Source organism: Rhizobium quercicola (assembly GCF_021168455.1).
GTDB classification, from domain to species: Bacteria; Pseudomonadota; Alphaproteobacteria; order Rhizobiales; family Rhizobiaceae; genus Ferranicluibacter; species Ferranicluibacter quercicola.
In genome coordinates, this window is record NZ_JAJOZR010000016.1 from 59,360 (window position 1) to 74,979 (window position 15,620).

Consider the following 15,620-nt stretch of genomic DNA (forward strand, 5'->3'; position numbering starts at 1 on the left):
CATGACCGACACCATTCGCCTGACCGCCGCACAAGCCATGTTCCGCTGGCTTTCCGTGCAGATGACCGAGGACGGTGACCGCTTTATCGAAGGCGTCTGGGCGATCTTCGGCCATGGCAACGTCGCGGGTATCGGCGAGGCCCTGCATGGCATCGGCGCGAAGCTGCCGACATGGCGCGGACAGAACGAGCAGACGATGGCGCATGCGGCCATCGCCTATGCCAAGACGAAGCGCCGCGGGAAAGCCATGGCGGTGACGTCGTCCATCGGTCCCGGCTCGACCAATCTCGTCACGGCCGCAGCCTTGGCCCATGTAAACCGTTTGCCGGTCCTCTTCATTCCCGGAGACGTCTTTGCCAATCGCCGGCCGGATCCGGTTCTCCAGCAGATCGAGGATTTCGACGACGGCACGATAAGCGTCACCGACTGCTTCCGTCCGGTCAGCCGCTATTTCGACCGGATCACCCGGCCCGAGCATCTTCTGACCGCGCTGCCGCGCGCCCTTCAGGTGATGACGGACCCCGCCACCTGCGGTCCCGTCACGCTGGCCTTCTGCCAGGATGTTCAGGCGGAGGCCTACGACTATCCTCTGTCCTTCTTCGACACGAAGACATGGCGCATCCGGCGCCCGGAGCCCGACCTGCGGGAGGTCGAGGAGGTCGTGGCGGCGCTGAAGGGAGCTGACACCCCGGTGATCGTCGCTGGTGGCGGCGTGCTCTATTCGAGTGCCGACGCAGACCTTCTGGCCTTTGCCCGAAAGCACAACATCCCTGTCGTTGAGACGCAGGCGGGCAAGGGGGCGATCGACTGGCAGGAGAAGCTCAACTTCGGTTCGCCGGGGGTAACAGGCACGGACTGCGGCAACGCGATCGCGGCGAAGGCCGACCTCATTCTGGGTGTCGGAACGCGCTTTCAGGATTTCACGACGGGAAGCTGGGCCATCTTCGGCAAGGCGGACCGCAAGCTCGTCTCCATCAACCTCACCGGCTACGATGCGGCCAAGCATGGCGCGATCCCGCTGGTCTCCGACGCGAAAGTGGCGCTGGAGCGGATTTCGAAGGGTCTCGGCAAGCACCGCTTTGCCGATCCGGATTTCGCAGCGCGTGACGCCTGGTTTAAGGCGACGGACCAGGTGACGGCGGCACCGGAGCCTGAGAGCGTGAATGTCTTGCCCTCGGATGCCCAGGTCATCGGGGCGGTGCAGCGGGCTGCCGGGCCACAGACGGTTGCCATGTGCGCGGCCGGCACCATGCCGGGCGCCTTGCAGATCCTGTGGCGGTCCGCAGCGGGCGGCTACCATATGGAGTACGGCTTTTCCTGCATGGGCTACGAGGTAGCGGGCGCGTTCGGCATCAAGCTGGCAGCGCCGGAAAAGGAGGTCGTCTGCTTCGTCGGCGACGGCTCCTACATGATGGCGAATTCCGAACTGGCCACCGCCGTCATGATGCGCGTCCCCTTCACGATCGTTCTCACCGACAATCGCGGTTACGGCTGCATCAACCGGCTCCAGCAGGAGTGCGGCGGTGCCGAGTTCAACAATATGTACAAGGACAGCAACATCGAGGTGCAGCCCGAGATCGACTTCGTGGCGCATGCCGGCTCGATGGGCGCACATGCGGTCAAGGTCGATGGAATCGCTGCCCTTGAAAGCGAGATCGTTCTGGCGCGGGATCGCCAGATCCCCACCGTGATCGTCATCGATACGGAAGCGGAAACCGGTCCGGGTATCGGCGGCGCCTGGTGGGATGTCGCCGTTCCCGCGGTCGGCGATACGGACAAGCTCAGGCAGGCCCGCGCCCACTACGAGGCCAACACCGCCCGACAACGCATCAACTGACATTTCGACAGGCCGGAAGGAACGACCATGATACTCTACGGAACCAACCCCATTGCCTGGTCGAATGACGACGATCAGACGATCGGCGCGCATCTGACCCTCGAGGACTGCCTGTCGGACTGCCGCAAGATCGGCTTCGATGGCATCGAGAAGGGCCACAAGATGCCGAACGAGGGCAGTGCATTGAAGGACGCGCTCGGTGCGTTCGGCCTGCGCTTCGTCGGCGGGTGGCACTCCACCAATCTCCTCGTCAACGACGTGGAGACCGAGAAGGCGGCGCTGCAGACCTTCATCGACATGACCAAGGCCGCCGGCGGCGACCATATCAATGCCTGCGAGTGCTCCAACACCGTGCATGGCAGCGAGGGCACGCCGGTCAACGACCGACCCATCATGACCGATGCCGAATGGACACGGTTTTCGCAAGGGTATGAGGCGCTCTCCCGGCATGCCGCCGATCAGGGCGTCAAGATGGGCTACCACCATCACATGGGCACGATCATCGAGAGCGCTGCCGATATCGATCGCTTCATGAGCATGGCTGGTCCTCATACGCGGCTTCTTCTCGACACGGGCCACTGCACCTTCGGCGGTGCCGATCCGCAGGAGGTCGCTCGGAAATACATGGACCGCGTTACGCACATTCACGCCAAGAACATCCGGCCCGAGATCATGGCGCGCGTTCGTTCCGAAAACCTGTCGTTTCTCGATGGCGTGCGCTTCGGCGTCTTCACCGTGCCGGGTGATCCGGAAGGCTGCGTCGCCTTCGAGCCTGTCCTGAAGATCGCAGCTGAGCACGGCTATGCGGGTTGGCTCGTCATCGAAGCCGAGCAGGACAGTGCCGTTCGGGAGCCGTTCCTCTACCAGAACATGGGCCTGACGGCTCTAAAGGCGATGTCTCGCAACGCCGGGCTCGACACATCCGCCGCAACGGCAGCCGAATAAGGAAGGCAAGAGCGATGAGCATGCTTCGACGCCGGCCCTTTGGCGGGCACGGCAAGGTCCACGAGATCACGCCGCAGTCGGCCGGCTGGCGCTATGTCGGCTTCAGCCTCTACCGCCTGCGCGCGGGCGACACGATCGGCGAGGCGACCGGTGCGATGGAGGCCATTCTGGTGATGGTCGAGGGCAAGGCGCTGTTTCAGGCGGCGGGCACGGATTGGGGCGAACTCGGCGATCGCATGAACGTCTTCGAGCGCACGCCGCCGCACTGCCTCTATGTGCCGAATAATGAGACATGGCAGGCGCAGGCGACCACGGACTGCACCATCGCCGTCTGCCTGGCTCCGGGAAAGGGCGGCCACAAGGCCCACCGCATCGGGCCGGACCGGATCACGCTCACCCCGCGCGGGGTCGGCGCAAACCAGCGCTTCATCAACAATATCGCGATGGAGGCGGACGACGACTGCGACAGCCTGCTGGTCACCGAAGTCTTCACGCCCGCCGGCAACTGGTCGTCCTATCCAAGTCATCGGCACGACGAGGACGATTTTCCGCAGATTACCTATCTGGAGGAGACCTATTACCACAGGCTGAACCCTGACACGGGGTTCGGCGTCCAGCGGGTCTACACAGAGGATGGCACGCTCGACGAGACGATGGCGGTGACGTCGCACGATGTCGTCCTCGTGCCGCGCGGCCATCACCCCTGCGGCGCGCCCTATGGCTTCGACATGTACTATCTCAACGTCATGGCAGGTCCGTTGCGGAACTGGCGTTTCGTGCCTGACCCGGCTGTCCAGTGGATCATCGATCGCGACGCCGTGAAGTAGATCGCGCCGGCAAAATTCGAAGCTCCCCCTAATGATTGAAAGGACGCTACGTGCCCCTTCTAAAACTTCATATTCGCAAAGGGCGTGGACGAGAAGAGGTCTCCACCTTGCTCGACACAATCCACACTGTAATGCTCGATTCCTTCGAAGTTCCGTCACGCGATCGCTACCAAATCGTGTTCGAGCACGAAGACTCCCACTTCATCGCACTGGATACCGGATTGGGCTATAACCGAACTGAGCGTTTTCTACTGCTTGAAGTCGTGTCCCGGCCGAGGCCGCGTCGCGAAAAGCTCGCTTTTTACGACGGCTTGTCGCGAGCCTTGTGGGCGAACTGCGGCATCTCGACTTCCGACCTTATGGTTTCCTTTTCGGAGAACCGTGATGAAGACTGGTCGTTTGGCCAAGGTGTAGCTCAGTTCGTGACGGGAGACCTTTGATTTTGGCCGAGGACGCCTATGGGCCTTTGCCTGGTGAGGTGGCGCACGAGGACACTGCTGCAGCGTTTCCACCGGGAGATTTCAACGAGCTTCGTCGGGTGGTCGCTGCGAAGCACCCGACGCTCCCAAAGCGCCTTGCACGTGTCGCACGCCAGATCTTGGATTACCCGGTTGACGTAGCCTTTGGATCGGTCGCCACGGTGGCAATGGCAGCACAGGTAGCTCCTTCCACCTTGGTTAGGTTTGCGCAGCTTTTTGGCTATGATGGATTTGGTCCCCTGCAGGAAGTGGTGCAACAGGCTGTTAGGGGGAAACTCATGTCGCGTCTCGACACATCGCCTGTTGCTGCTGAATTCGAGGGGGCTGTTACAGGCAAGCGTCTCCTAAATGACGCAGTTGCTGCAACTCATCTCTCGCTAGACAACATGATCGACGATATCACCATGCCAGATATCGTGACGGCAACACGGATATTGGCGGGGGCAAACTGCATTTTCGTTCTCGCCGGACCCGGAATGCTGCCGATCGCCTCGTTCTTGCGAAACTGTTTGTCGAGCTTCGACATCCGCGCGGTACTTGTAGAACGCGGACGAGATTGTGGTGTGCTCCAATTCGCTGCGGTTGGAGACGCCGTAGTCGCTATCGATCTTAGTTCGTCTGTAGAGATTATGAGTGACGTGCGACGATTCACAGATCTCGGCCTGCCGCTGATCGTGATGACCGAGTCGGAGGTATCTCCGCTTGCAGACGTTGCCGAGGTCAGATTTCGGGTGATTGAACCGGGTGAGGCGGGTCTGTTTCGCATCGCCGCCGGGATCGCACTCTGCGAAGTACTGGTGCGCGCCATAAATTACCAACGGCAGGGTGGGCCGCTTTGACGAGAGCTATAGGCTCTTCAAGTCGGAAATTTGCGACGAACTGACTCGAAACCGCCGTCTGTAGCTGCAGCAGCGTCTTGTCGACCCCCTCCCTGCCGCAACTTGGCCATCGAAGTTCAAACAACAATTGGAATCCTTGCCAAACAATTTGCTCGGAGAGGCTGGCAATACGCATTTTAAAAACCCTTACAGCATCTGTCCCAACGAGAGCTTGTGACCATTGGGCAGACAACGAACCTACTGGCAAAGACCTATTTCGAAGAAAAATTCTTTATTGTATTGTTATCGAATATAATTACGATGTCCGATGTATAAATTTACAAAAGATAGGTTTGTTAAATTAAAAATAACGGATCTTATTTAGTTTTTCGTAAGAGCCGATCGGTCGGCTGGATTCGAAAGGCCGTCATGTTCATCGATCAACTTTTGTCTCGCCTGAGCGTTCAGGCTAAGGTTCTGGTACTCCTTGTCCCCCTCATCGCAAGCATCACGGCGGTTGGAGTAACTGGTCTCTGGGCCTCAGGTATATTGCAAAGCAGGATTGAGCTGTCGAACGGCGTGCTTCGATCCCTAACGGGATTTCGCGATCTTTCTTCAAGTATGAGTCGCTTCATCGCCAACACCACGACAGCCGGCCTCGATGAGGTAAAGAGGCAAGTCGCCGAGCAGCGGAATACGCTTGCAATGATGAGAGACCAGATTCCCGAGGGAAGCCAGGATGCTTCCGAATTGGAACACGCCGAAAAAACGGTCGCTGACACGGGAAACTATGTCGATTCGCTCTGGTCACTTAACGAAACTAAGATCGATCTGGAGACAACAATTCAGAAAGGGTTGAGCGTAGTCGTAGCCTCACGAACAACGATCGGCGAGGCATTGAAAAAGGTGCAGCGTAGCGTTCAAGACGAAGACACTGCAGCCAAGGGTCTGCTGCGCGAGGTGGGGTCGATCCGCAGCACGCAAGCCTTTCTGACCGAAACGGCAGCCGCTTTTGCGAAAGCATCGGATGCGGAAGGCAGGCGCTCGGTCGTGACGAGAATGCTACCTGACATGAAAAAGCGACTGCGTATCGTCGCTATGTCGCTTGAGGACGTTGATCGCCCAATCATCAAGTCCTTGGAAGCGGACAGGGTCAAGCTGGAGACAACTTCTGGTCTGGCCAACACGCCGGACGAGGTGACAGCGGCACTTGGTGAAGCGATCGGCAGGTTTGAAGGGGCAGCGAAAGCGCTTGAACCTGTCGCTGAGCGGAAGCTTAATAGCGCAGTGGGACGGTTTGGTGATTTGAATGCGCGAGCCGACAAAGCAGCGGCTGTTCTCACAGACGGTCGGCAACTGCTGACGTCCGGCTATTCTCTCCAGATCATAATGGCACGCTTCCTGCTCCAGCCAACGATAGAAAATCAAGCGCGGCTAAAGCAGGAATTCGTTTCGATGCGGAAGGATCTAGCGAAGCTGAAGCTGAACGCGGCGGGAACGTCTTTCTACGGTGAACTTGAACAGAGACTGTCCCCGGCGCTCGATACGACCGAGGAAGCGAGTGCGAAACTGGTCGAGGTCAGCCAGGAACGCATGATGAGTTTCACCAGGGCAGGCGATGAACTTGACAAGGCCTGGGCCCAGCTTGCGTCCTTCGCTGAACGGCAGAAGCAGGGCGCGGGTGAGGACCGACGTGATGCGAACGTATTGTCGCTGGGCACGACCGTCCTTGGTGTCGTTGTGTCGGTATTTGCCGGAATTGGACTGGTGCTCACGTTCAAAGGCCCTATCAGTCAGATTACGACTGCAATGCGCCGCTTGGCTGAAGGCTCCCTCGACACGAAGATTAGTGGCGAACATCGACTCGATGAAATCGGAGACATGGCAAGGGCACTTGGGGTCTTCAAGGAAAACGCCCTCTCGAAGCGTGACATCGAGCAGGCGAGCGCCGTTCAGCGCCTCGAGGTAGAAAGCGAGCGGCAGCGCAACGAAGACGAAAAGCGGGCCATCGACCTGCAGATAGCTTTCGCTGTCGACACGCTGGCTGCGGGTCTCGAGCGTCTTGCGAACGGTGATATCTCGCGCCCGATCGAAACCGCTTTTCAAGGACGCCTCGAACAACTGAGAACGGATTTCAACCGTTCATTGGAGCGCCTACAGACCACGATCCGCCAGGTGCGCGAGAATACCGCCCTTATCCAGAGCAATGCAGCAGAAATGAGCGCTGCGGCTGATAATCTTGCGAAACGCACAGAGCAGCAGGCGGCTTCGCTTGAAGAAACGGCCGCGGCGGTGGAGCAGGTTACGGTGACCGTCAAAGCTTCAGCTGCGCAGACACAGGAGGTAAACCACATCGTATTGAAAACCAAGAACAGCGCCGAGGCGTCCGTGAGCGTGGTCCACAAAGCTGTTACCGCCATGGGGCGGATCGAAGATGCATCATCCGAGATTGTGCATATTATAGACGTTATCGACGAGATTGCTTTTCAGACAAACTTACTCGCTCTGAATGCCGGTATCGAGGCCGCACGGGCAGGCGAGTCTGGACGGGGTTTCGCTGTTGTCGCGCAAGAGGTGAGGGAACTCGCACAGCGTTCGGCGGGTGCGGCACGTCAGATTAAGGGGCTGATTGACAAGTCGCGACGCGAAGTGACCGTCGGTGCGGAACTTGTCCAGCAGGCCGGTTCTGTTCTGTCAGCGATTTCTGGAGACATCGTTACCGTGGTCGGGCGTATCGGTCTGATCGCCACAGCGGCACAAGACCAGTCGGGTGCGCTTTCCGGGGTCAATGCTTCCATAAACGATATGGACCAGATGACGCAGCGCAATGCCGCAATGGTTGAGGAGACCAACGCTGCAACACGTCTGTTGGCTGACGAGGCAGCAACGCTCATGCAAATCGTCAACGCATTCAAGTTGCCCGAAACGGCTGACGATATCTTTGAAAGGAGGAACTACGCAGCATAACACGGCTTAGATCAGAGAGAAATTGATAAACGTATGTAATATATAGACATAAGCTGCATCTGAATCCCTTTCTCGATAAAGGACCTCGTGCGCTGGTGTTTGGCGTATCTAAACCACTGATCCGAGAGAAGCCGCTTCTACCTACGAGCCGGCACTCAGCCGAGAGGTAAGAGTCATTGCTCAGCGCAAGCTGGCTACGCTCCCCACATCATGCCGAAAGCCCTCGAGCCGATATAGATTACTAAAGAGTTTCCCCGCCGGAGTGCCTGAGACGTTAGCAAAAATTTTCAGCGCTCGTTGTGATCCACCTACTCTTGGCAGAAAAGATTTGTCAGGACTGACGGAGGCCTATTCCACCAGTCCTGCCTGCGTGAAGTCGATACCAAGCGCGTGCCGTATGCCGTCGAGCAGCCGCATGGTGGCAAGCGATGCCTCGGCCGGTCGGCAGGCGGTCTCCAATTTTCCTTCCGCAAGAGCCAAGGCGATCTCGGCGGCCTCATGGAAAAGCCCCTCGAAATGCGCGCCTCTCGGCTCTTCGTAGCGGAGGCGGCGGGTGCCATCGAGGGACCAGACCTCGAAGCTGCCCGGCAGGTGAAACTCCGTCTCGAACCGGATCGTGCCTCGGCTGCCTATGATCGCCGCGTTCGTCGGGCTGAAACCGTAAGGCGAGGTCGACATAGTGCCGAGAGCGCCGCGCTTATTGGAGACGACGACGGAGAGTTGTCCGTTGACACCGGCCGGGTCCGGCGTGGCGAGGCCGACGATGCGCTCGTGCGTGCCCAGAAGCGTGGCGAGAAGCGAGACGGGATATGTCCCGAGATCGAGAAGGGGCCCGCCTGCAAGCGTCGCGTCGAAGATCCGATGCTCGCGCGGCAGGTACTCGCCATAGTCCGTGTAGACGGACAGGATGTCGCCGATGACGCCGGCATCGAGGACTTGGCTGATCACGTCGAATTTCGGGAGAAAATAGGTCCAGAGCGCTTCGGCGAAGAACACACCCTTCGCCCGCGCGGCCGCCACCATGTCCGCTGCCTGCGCGTGATTGAGTGCCACCGGCTTCTCGACGAGAACATGCTTTCCCGCCGCGATTGCCAGCATGGCATGCTCATGGTGCCTGTTGTGCGGTGTGGCGACATAGATAATGTCGATATCGTCCGCGGCGACGAGTGCCTCGTAACTGCCGTAAGCGCGAGGAACCTGCCAGGTCGCCGCAAACCCTTCGGCGGCCTCAGGCGATCGGGAGCCGACCGCCGCGATCGTCTGGCGCGTATGCGCCTGAACCGACTCCACGAACTTCGCCGCGATCCATCCCGAGCCGAGAATACCCCAGCGAAGCGGGGGTGCCTCCATCGGCGGCCGGGTCCGGGGCAGAGGCAGTGTTTCTGGGAAAGACATGAGGGCTCCTCCTTCTCGTCAATTGCGCGTCAGCCGGCGGTCTTCTGCCAGGACCCGGTCTCGACGGAGCGTTCCATCGCGTCGATGATGCGTTCGTTGGCCAGACCGAAGTCGAAGTTCGGAAAACAGTCCGCGCTGTTGCAGATGCCCTCGATGAGATCGCGGACCTCGATAACCTTGACGTCGAAATAGCCGAGACCGCCGCCTGCAAAATCGAACCCGAAGAAGGCGCCGAACTGCGGCACCTGGCTTCCGGCAAGGATGGTCTTGAAACCGCGGTCCGGTTTCGGATCGGTGAAGTGCGAGATCTTCAACTCGTTGAAGCGCTCGCCATCCATGATGATCGTGCCCTCGGTGCCGGAAACCTCCCAGTAGATGCCGAAGACCTTGCCGGCAGCGACGCGCGATGCCTCGATCGTACCGCCCGCACCACTCCTGAAGCGGATCAGCGTCTGGATCTGGTCCTCATTCTCCACAGTCGCGCGCGGCGCATCCGTGTCCGACGTCGCCCCATAGCCGGAACCGCTTTGCGGCACGGGCCGCGTCGGAAAGAAGGTCTGCGTCTGCGCGATGACCTGATCGATATCGCCGACCAGATATTGCGCCACCGAGATCACATGGCTTCCCAAATCCCCGAGCGCTCCCGAGCCCGCATCCTTGCGTGTGCATCGCCAGGAAAACGGCAGGTCCGGATCGTTGAAGAAGCCTTGATCGAACCATCCGCGAAACCGCATCGGCGTGCCGATATCGCCGCGGTCGATCATGATTTTGGCGAGCATCGCGGCAGGGGTCTTGATATTGTTGAAGGCGACCATGGTCTTCACGCCCTGCCTCCGTGCCGCCTCGGCCATCTCTTCGGCCTGCGCCAGCGTCACAGAGAGCGGTTTTTCGCAATAGACATGCTTGCCCGCGGCAATGGCGGCGAGCGCCATCTCGTGGTGCATCGCGTTGGGCGAAGTGATGTCGACCACGTCGATGTCGGGATCAGTCACGAGCGTCCGCCAGTCGCCGGTGCTCCGCTCAAACCCGAAACGGTTGGCGGCATCGGCCGCAAGCTCGCTCGTGACATCGGCGAGCATGCTCAGATGCGGGATCGCCGGCAGATCCCGGTAGAGCATGCCCGCGCGACGATAGGCGTCGGCATGGGCCTGACCCATGAAGCCGGAGCCGATCAGACCGATATTCAGCGTCTTTTTTGGCATCGTCGTTGTCCTCAAGGCGGCCATCAGGCCGAAAATTGCGCCAGGATATGGTGAAAGGCCGCAGTGACGGCCGGCAGGGGCGGCACGATCGCCGGATCCTGCTCCGCCTCGACCACAAGCCATCCGCGATAGCCGCTCTCCCGGACGAAGCGCGCCAGTGGCGCAAAATCGAGGCTGCCATCGCCCGGCACCGTGAACATGCCGCTCCGCACGCCGTCATTGAAGCTCAGGTCATGGGCACGAACCCGGTCGAGAATCGGCGCGCGGACATCCTTCAGGTGAATATGGACAATGCGGTCGCCGAAGCGCTCGATCAGCTGGGTGTAGGCAAAGCCCGCCGCCGCGGCGTGACCTGTATCCAGGAGAAGCCCGACCGACGGCCCTGCTGCGTCGAAGATCATCGAAATCTCATCGAACGTTTCAGCGACCATCATGAGATGATGATGATAGGCGAGCGTCAGGCCGTGAGTGTCGGCGAGCCTCGTGCCGAAGTCGGTGAGTCTTGCCGCATAGGCCGCGACATCCACTCCGGGAAGTTGGCGCCTCTGCGACATCGGCGCATCGAGAGGTGCGCCCGGCGTCATCATGGCCGTTTCGCCATAGACCATGACCGTCGAGCCCATGGCGCGCAACAGATCGGCATGGGCCGCGACGGCGGCCATTTCGTCCTCGACGCTCCCTTCGGCGAGTTGACCGGAATGCCAACCGGAGGCAAGCGACAGCTTCCGGCTGTCGAGCAGGGGCGCCAGCAAGTCTTTTGTGCGCGGAAGTTTGCGACCAAGCTCCACACCGTCGTAGCCCGCACGGCCGGCCTCATCGAGACAGGTCTCGACCGGGATATCGGCGCCAAGATCCTCCAGCACATCATTGGCCCAGGACAAAGGGCTCACGGCGAGGCGGACTGCAGGAGGAAGCGCCGATAGGGTTTCAGATCTCATCATGGTCTCCGGTATGAAGGACTGTGTCAGGGCCGCCAGTTGGAGCCGATCCGGACGGGCAGGCCGGTGGCGACGGATTTCACCGCGGCTTCCGCGATCCGTTGCGCTTCCAGACCGTCGCGGATCGTCGCCAGCGGTTCGGCGCCGGTCCGGATCAGGTCGATGAACGCGGACATCTCGGCGCGATAGGCCGTCGAGAAGCGCTCGATGAAATAGTTCATCGGCGGGGAGGCCCTGAATCCATCGGCATCGGCGATGAGGACCCCGCGCTGCGGCCGGTTTTCGACATAGAGCACTTCATGGGCGCATAGGGCTTCGAGGCGCTGGTCGTAACCAAAGGGTGCACGGCGGCAGTTGATCATCTGGACGAAGCGCCCGGATGCGGAGGTCAGCGTGACCATGGCCGTATCGATATCGCCAGCTTCGCCGATCTCGGGGTCGATGAGGCAATTGCCCACGGCGTAGACCGTGACGATCTCCTCACCCAGCAGGTAGCGCGCGATGTCGAAGTCATGGATCGCCTGATCCCGGAACATGCCGCCAGAACGCTCGACATAGGCGCGGGGAGGGGGTGCTGGATCGCGCGTGTGCATGACGATGTGTTCTAGCGGTCCCGAAGTGCCATCCGAAATGCGGTCTCGCACAAACCGAAAATCGGGATCGTAGCGGCGCTGGAAGGCAAGCAGGCACGGCACACCTGAACGCTCCACCGCATCCGTCACGGTCTCGACCGTAGCGAAATCGAGGCTCACAGGCTTTTCGCAGAAGATGGCCTTGCCGACACGCGCGGCCTCGATCAGCAGAGCGGCATGCGTGTCCGTCGAACTCGCGATGACGACACCATTAATCGACGGATCGGCGAAGACCTGCGCAGCCTCGACGATGTCGGCGCCGACTTTTTCCGCAAGCTCCGAGCGCGCCTCGCTCTCGATGGGATCGACAAGATAGCGCACCCGAATCGAGGGCAGGCTTGCGGCGTTCGTCGCATGCACATGCCCGATGCGCCCTGCACCGAAGACGGCGAGATTTAGCATGAAGATCCTCCCGATCCACGCGAGCCGTTTCGGCCTCATTCGTTGTCGGCAGTCTAGCGCGGTGCTAATGAGGTGATACGTCGATCTTGATGAGATCTCCTCAAACGGGGTATGCCGTGGGCAAGCCGACATCGCGAGATCTCGCCATCGCCGCCGGCGTGTCGCTGGCCACGGTCGATCGTGTCCTCAACGGGCGCGGCGGAGTGAGCCCGGACAAGGAGCGGCGTGTTCTCGAACAGGCGAGACGGCTGAAGATCAACCGCGTGATCGACCCGCGCGCTGCGCGGACGCTGCGTGTCGCCGTTCTTCTTCAGTCGCGTGCAAATCCGTTCCACGCGGTCGTGCAGGATGGTTTTGAGACGGCGACGCGACTTTACCCGCAGTATAACCTGCAGTTTCAGGTTCATCACATCGACCCGGTCCGCCCCGCCGCCACTGTCGCGCTGATCCACGCTTTGGGCGCTCATTGCGATGCGCTGATCATCGTCAGTTCCCAGAACGAGGATGTCGCGACTGCTCTTCGAGCCTGGGGCGGGCAGGGCAAGCCCGTCATGACGCTTGCCACCGATATTCGCGACGCGGACCGCATCGCCTATATCGGGCCTGACAACCGGAAAGCAGGTCGGGTCGCCGGAGATTTGATGGCGCGCCTGATGGGCAGGGAAGGCGGCGAAATCGTCATCATATCAGGCATGCTGAGCATGATCGGTCATGAGGAGCGCGAGATGGGCTTTCGCGCTGTATTGCGCGAACGCTATCCCAACTGCCGGGTGACGGACGTTTTGGAGAGTCTGGAACGCGCCGAAACGGCAGGCGATCTCGTCTTCGACGCCCTGCGCAGAAATCCTCGAATCCGCGGCATCTACAACGCTTCCGCCGGCGCTCAGACGGTTGTGACGGCGCTCAAGACACTCGGACGCGCCGACGAGGTCGTTTTCATCACGCACGAACTGACCGACGACCGTCGCCAGCTCATTCGCCAAGGCCTGATCGATGTCATCATCGACCAACGACCCGAACTCGAAGTGCAAACCGCCGTTCAGGCACTGGCGTCCTATTTCGGCAGGAACGACCATCCCCCCGTATCCCTCGTCACGCCGATCGATATTTATATGATCGAGAACGCGTGAAAGGCCATGATGCCAGGGTAATGATTGTTGGATCCGAGACTTGGACGTTACGCTGGTCACTGGTTCATATCGTATCAAGGCGATGAATGAATCGATTGTCCAACAGCGCTAAGACATCGCCTGACTTGGTGTCGGCGCCGATCCAGTTCCTCGCTGCATCGCTTGGGGGAAAGAGCGAAATATTTTCAGGCCGGTGGAATACCGCGTGATTGCCAGCGTCTCTCTCCTGTCACTTCAACAAGGAGATCACACTATGCGCAATTCAATTCTGATGGCTCTGCCGCTCGCGTTTCTCGTGTCTACCGGTGCAGCACTTGCCGGCCCTGCCATGGACATGGCCAAAACCCGTATCGAAGCGATTGCCAAGGGCGATGTCGCGACAATCACCAAGGACTACGGCAAGGATCCTTCCCTTGCCTGGATCGGTGGTCCGCTCGACGGCACCTACGCGTCGGAAAAGGCGATCGCTGAAGTCTGGACCAAATTCTCGACGGCACAGGGCGAACAGGCTGCCGCGGTCGGCGACGTCTGGGAGGCAGCCAACCCAAAGGGCGCGACCGTTGCAGCGAATGTCGTCTTCGCTGGCAAGAACAAGGTTCCCGTTCTCTATATCATGACTTATCGTGACGGAAAACTTGTCGACGAAATCTGGCAGGTCAACCCACCGGCAAAGTAAGGCGACGGGTGGCCATGCCGGCGTCCCCGGTATGGCCACCGATCCGAAGGGCTGATGATGTCGACAATGGCGGTGCGACTGGAGGCGGAAATACCGGCATTGCGACGCTATGCCTTCGCGCTTCTGCATGATCACAACCGCGCCGACGATCTCGTGCAGGATTGCCTTGAGCGTGCGATATCGCGCTGGTATCTGCGCCGGACCGATGGCGACCTGCGGGCATGGCTGTTTACCATCATGCGAAACCTGCACATCTCGGCTGGACGGCAATCCCAGCGCCGCGGGCCACACCACGACCTCGATACCGTCACGCTCCCCGGATCGCCAGCCGATCAGGATCATGGCATTGCCGTGCGCGATATACTCGAAGCGCTCGATAGGCTTTCCGATGATCAGAAATCGCTACTGCTTCTGGTTGGCGTCGAGGATCTGTCCTATGAGCAGGCTGCCGCCGTCATCGGTGTGCCGGTCGGAACCGTAATGTCGCGGCTGTCGCGCGCCAGGCAGAAATTCCGATCTATCCTCGACAACAGGACGCCCGTGACCTTGCGAAGGGTAAAATGATGAACACCGGTTCGCCGATCGGCGAAGATGATCTTCAGGCTTACATCGACGGACAGCTGCCGCCTCACCGTCAGGCGCTTGTCGACGCCTATCTTGCTGGCCATCCAGAAGCGAGCGCAAGGGTCACGGAACAGGCTGCGGACCGGGAAGCTTTGCGCGTGCGGCTGTCTGAAAAATTCGCAGAGCCCATTCCCGCGCGGCTGCGCATCGCCAACCTCCAGTCCAACGCAGCTTTGCGAAGACAAGGCTGGTTTCGCTCGGCCATGGCCGCTTGCATCTTCCTGGGAATAGGGCTGGTCGGTGGCTGGTGGCTGAAGCCTGAAGGCGTGCAAATCAACACAGCGCGATTGTCCGAGGCGGGTTTTGCCGCGAACGCATCTGACGCCTATCGGACCTTCGTGGTCGAAGTCGCCCATCCGGTCGAAGTTGGAGCGGATGACGAGGCACATCTGGTCACATGGCTGTCGAAGCGATCCGGCCGGGCACTGACGCCACCGAACCTTTCGGCATTCGGGTATAAGCTGCTCGGCGGACGCGTCCTTCCGGGCGGTGGCGCTGCGGCTGCACAACTCATGTACGAGAATGACAAAGGCGAGAGGCTGGCCGTTTATCTACGCGCCGGCCAATCAGCGCAGACAGCGTTCACGTTTGAAGAGAAAAACGGCGTGTCCAGCTTTGTCTGGGTGGATCAGGGGTTCGATTTCGCGGTATCCGCCTCGGTCGATCGGGCAAAGCTCCTACCGATCGCAACTGCGATCTATCACGGAATGATTTGAAACCGGGTCAATCTCATGCGATGTCAAAAACG

14 protein-coding genes are annotated in these 15,620 nt (G+C 60.1%); 10 read left to right on the plus strand and 4 right to left on the minus strand.

Annotated elements, in window-relative coordinates; genetic code table 11:
- The first annotated feature begins 1 nt into the window (after position 1).
- The 6 genes from iolD (at position 2) to LRX75_RS20790 (ending at position 7,873) form a co-directional block, all read left to right on the plus strand.
- The gene (iolD, locus tag LRX75_RS20765) at positions 2 to 1,837 is read left to right on the plus strand and encodes a 3D-(3,5/4)-trihydroxycyclohexane-1,2-dione acylhydrolase (decyclizing) (RefSeq protein WP_231816553.1); all 1,836 of its coding nucleotides are present in this window, start codon (positions 2 to 4) and stop codon (positions 1,835 to 1,837) included.
- Between the two features lie 27 nt (positions 1,838 to 1,864).
- The gene (gene iolE / locus LRX75_RS20770) at positions 1,865 to 2,782 is read left to right on the plus strand and encodes a myo-inosose-2 dehydratase (protein WP_231816554.1); all 918 of its coding nucleotides are present in this window, start codon (positions 1,865 to 1,867) and stop codon (positions 2,780 to 2,782) included.
- 14 nt (positions 2,783 to 2,796) lie between these two features.
- Positions 2,797 to 3,609, plus strand: coding sequence for a 5-deoxy-glucuronate isomerase (gene iolB / locus LRX75_RS20775; RefSeq protein ID WP_231816555.1), 813 nt, complete (start codon positions 2,797 to 2,799; stop codon positions 3,607 to 3,609).
- A gap of 107 nt (positions 3,610 to 3,716) precedes the next feature.
- Positions 3,717 to 4,049, plus strand: a complete 333-nt coding sequence (locus tag LRX75_RS20780; RefSeq protein WP_269456288.1) for a tautomerase family protein — start codon at positions 3,717 to 3,719, stop codon at positions 4,047 to 4,049.
- A 2-nt stretch (positions 4,050 to 4,051) separates the two neighbouring features.
- On the plus strand, positions 4,052 to 4,927 hold the full coding sequence (locus LRX75_RS20785; RefSeq protein ID WP_231816557.1) for a MurR/RpiR family transcriptional regulator: 876 nt from the start codon (positions 4,052 to 4,054) through the stop codon (positions 4,925 to 4,927).
- A gap of 408 nt (positions 4,928 to 5,335) precedes the next feature.
- A complete protein-coding gene (locus LRX75_RS20790; protein WP_231816558.1) occupies positions 5,336 to 7,873 on the plus strand; it encodes a methyl-accepting chemotaxis protein in 2,538 nt (845 codons plus the stop codon).
- 348 nt (positions 7,874 to 8,221) lie between these two features.
- On the opposite strand, the gene LRX75_RS20795 is transcribed toward LRX75_RS20790, so the two are convergent.
- From LRX75_RS20795 to iolG, 4 genes are read right to left on the minus strand one after another with little or no spacing between them, the layout of a single operon-like run.
- A complete protein-coding gene (locus LRX75_RS20795) occupies positions 8,222 to 9,268 on the minus strand; it encodes a Gfo/Idh/MocA family protein (protein ID WP_231816559.1) in 1,047 nt (348 codons plus the stop codon).
- A gap of 29 nt (positions 9,269 to 9,297) precedes the next feature.
- Entirely contained in the window at positions 9,298 to 10,470 is a 1,173-nt protein-coding gene (locus LRX75_RS20800; RefSeq protein WP_231816560.1) for a Gfo/Idh/MocA family protein, read from the minus strand.
- A gap of 23 nt (positions 10,471 to 10,493) precedes the next feature.
- Positions 10,494 to 11,408, minus strand: a complete 915-nt coding sequence (iolE, locus tag LRX75_RS20805) for a myo-inosose-2 dehydratase (RefSeq protein WP_231816561.1) — start codon at positions 11,406 to 11,408, stop codon at positions 10,494 to 10,496.
- 26 nt (positions 11,409 to 11,434) lie between these two features.
- Positions 11,435 to 12,442, minus strand: coding sequence for an inositol 2-dehydrogenase (iolG, locus tag LRX75_RS20810; protein WP_231816562.1), 1,008 nt, complete (start codon positions 12,440 to 12,442; stop codon positions 11,435 to 11,437).
- Positions 12,443 to 12,558: 116 nt separating this feature from the next.
- Here iolG and LRX75_RS20815 point away from each other — a divergent pair, with 116 nt between their 5' ends.
- The 4 genes from LRX75_RS20815 (at position 12,559) to LRX75_RS20830 (ending at position 15,588) form a co-directional block, all read left to right on the plus strand.
- A complete protein-coding gene (locus LRX75_RS20815) occupies positions 12,559 to 13,572 on the plus strand; it encodes a LacI family DNA-binding transcriptional regulator (RefSeq protein WP_231816563.1) in 1,014 nt (337 codons plus the stop codon).
- 205 nt (positions 13,573 to 13,777) lie between these two features.
- Positions 13,778 to 14,248: a nuclear transport factor 2-like protein gene (locus tag LRX75_RS20820; RefSeq protein ID WP_231816564.1), complete on the plus strand. Its 471-nt coding sequence runs from the start codon at positions 13,778 to 13,780 to the stop codon at positions 14,246 to 14,248.
- A 57-nt stretch (positions 14,249 to 14,305) separates the two neighbouring features.
- On the plus strand, positions 14,306 to 14,812 hold the full coding sequence (locus LRX75_RS20825) for a sigma-70 family RNA polymerase sigma factor (RefSeq protein ID WP_231816590.1): 507 nt from the start codon (positions 14,306 to 14,308) through the stop codon (positions 14,810 to 14,812).
- Positions 14,809 to 15,588, plus strand: coding sequence for an anti-sigma factor family protein (locus LRX75_RS20830; protein ID WP_231816565.1), 780 nt, complete (start codon positions 14,809 to 14,811; stop codon positions 15,586 to 15,588). Before LRX75_RS20825 ends, LRX75_RS20830 begins: the two co-directional genes overlap by 4 nt.
- Positions 15,589 to 15,620: the final 32 nt, after the last annotated feature.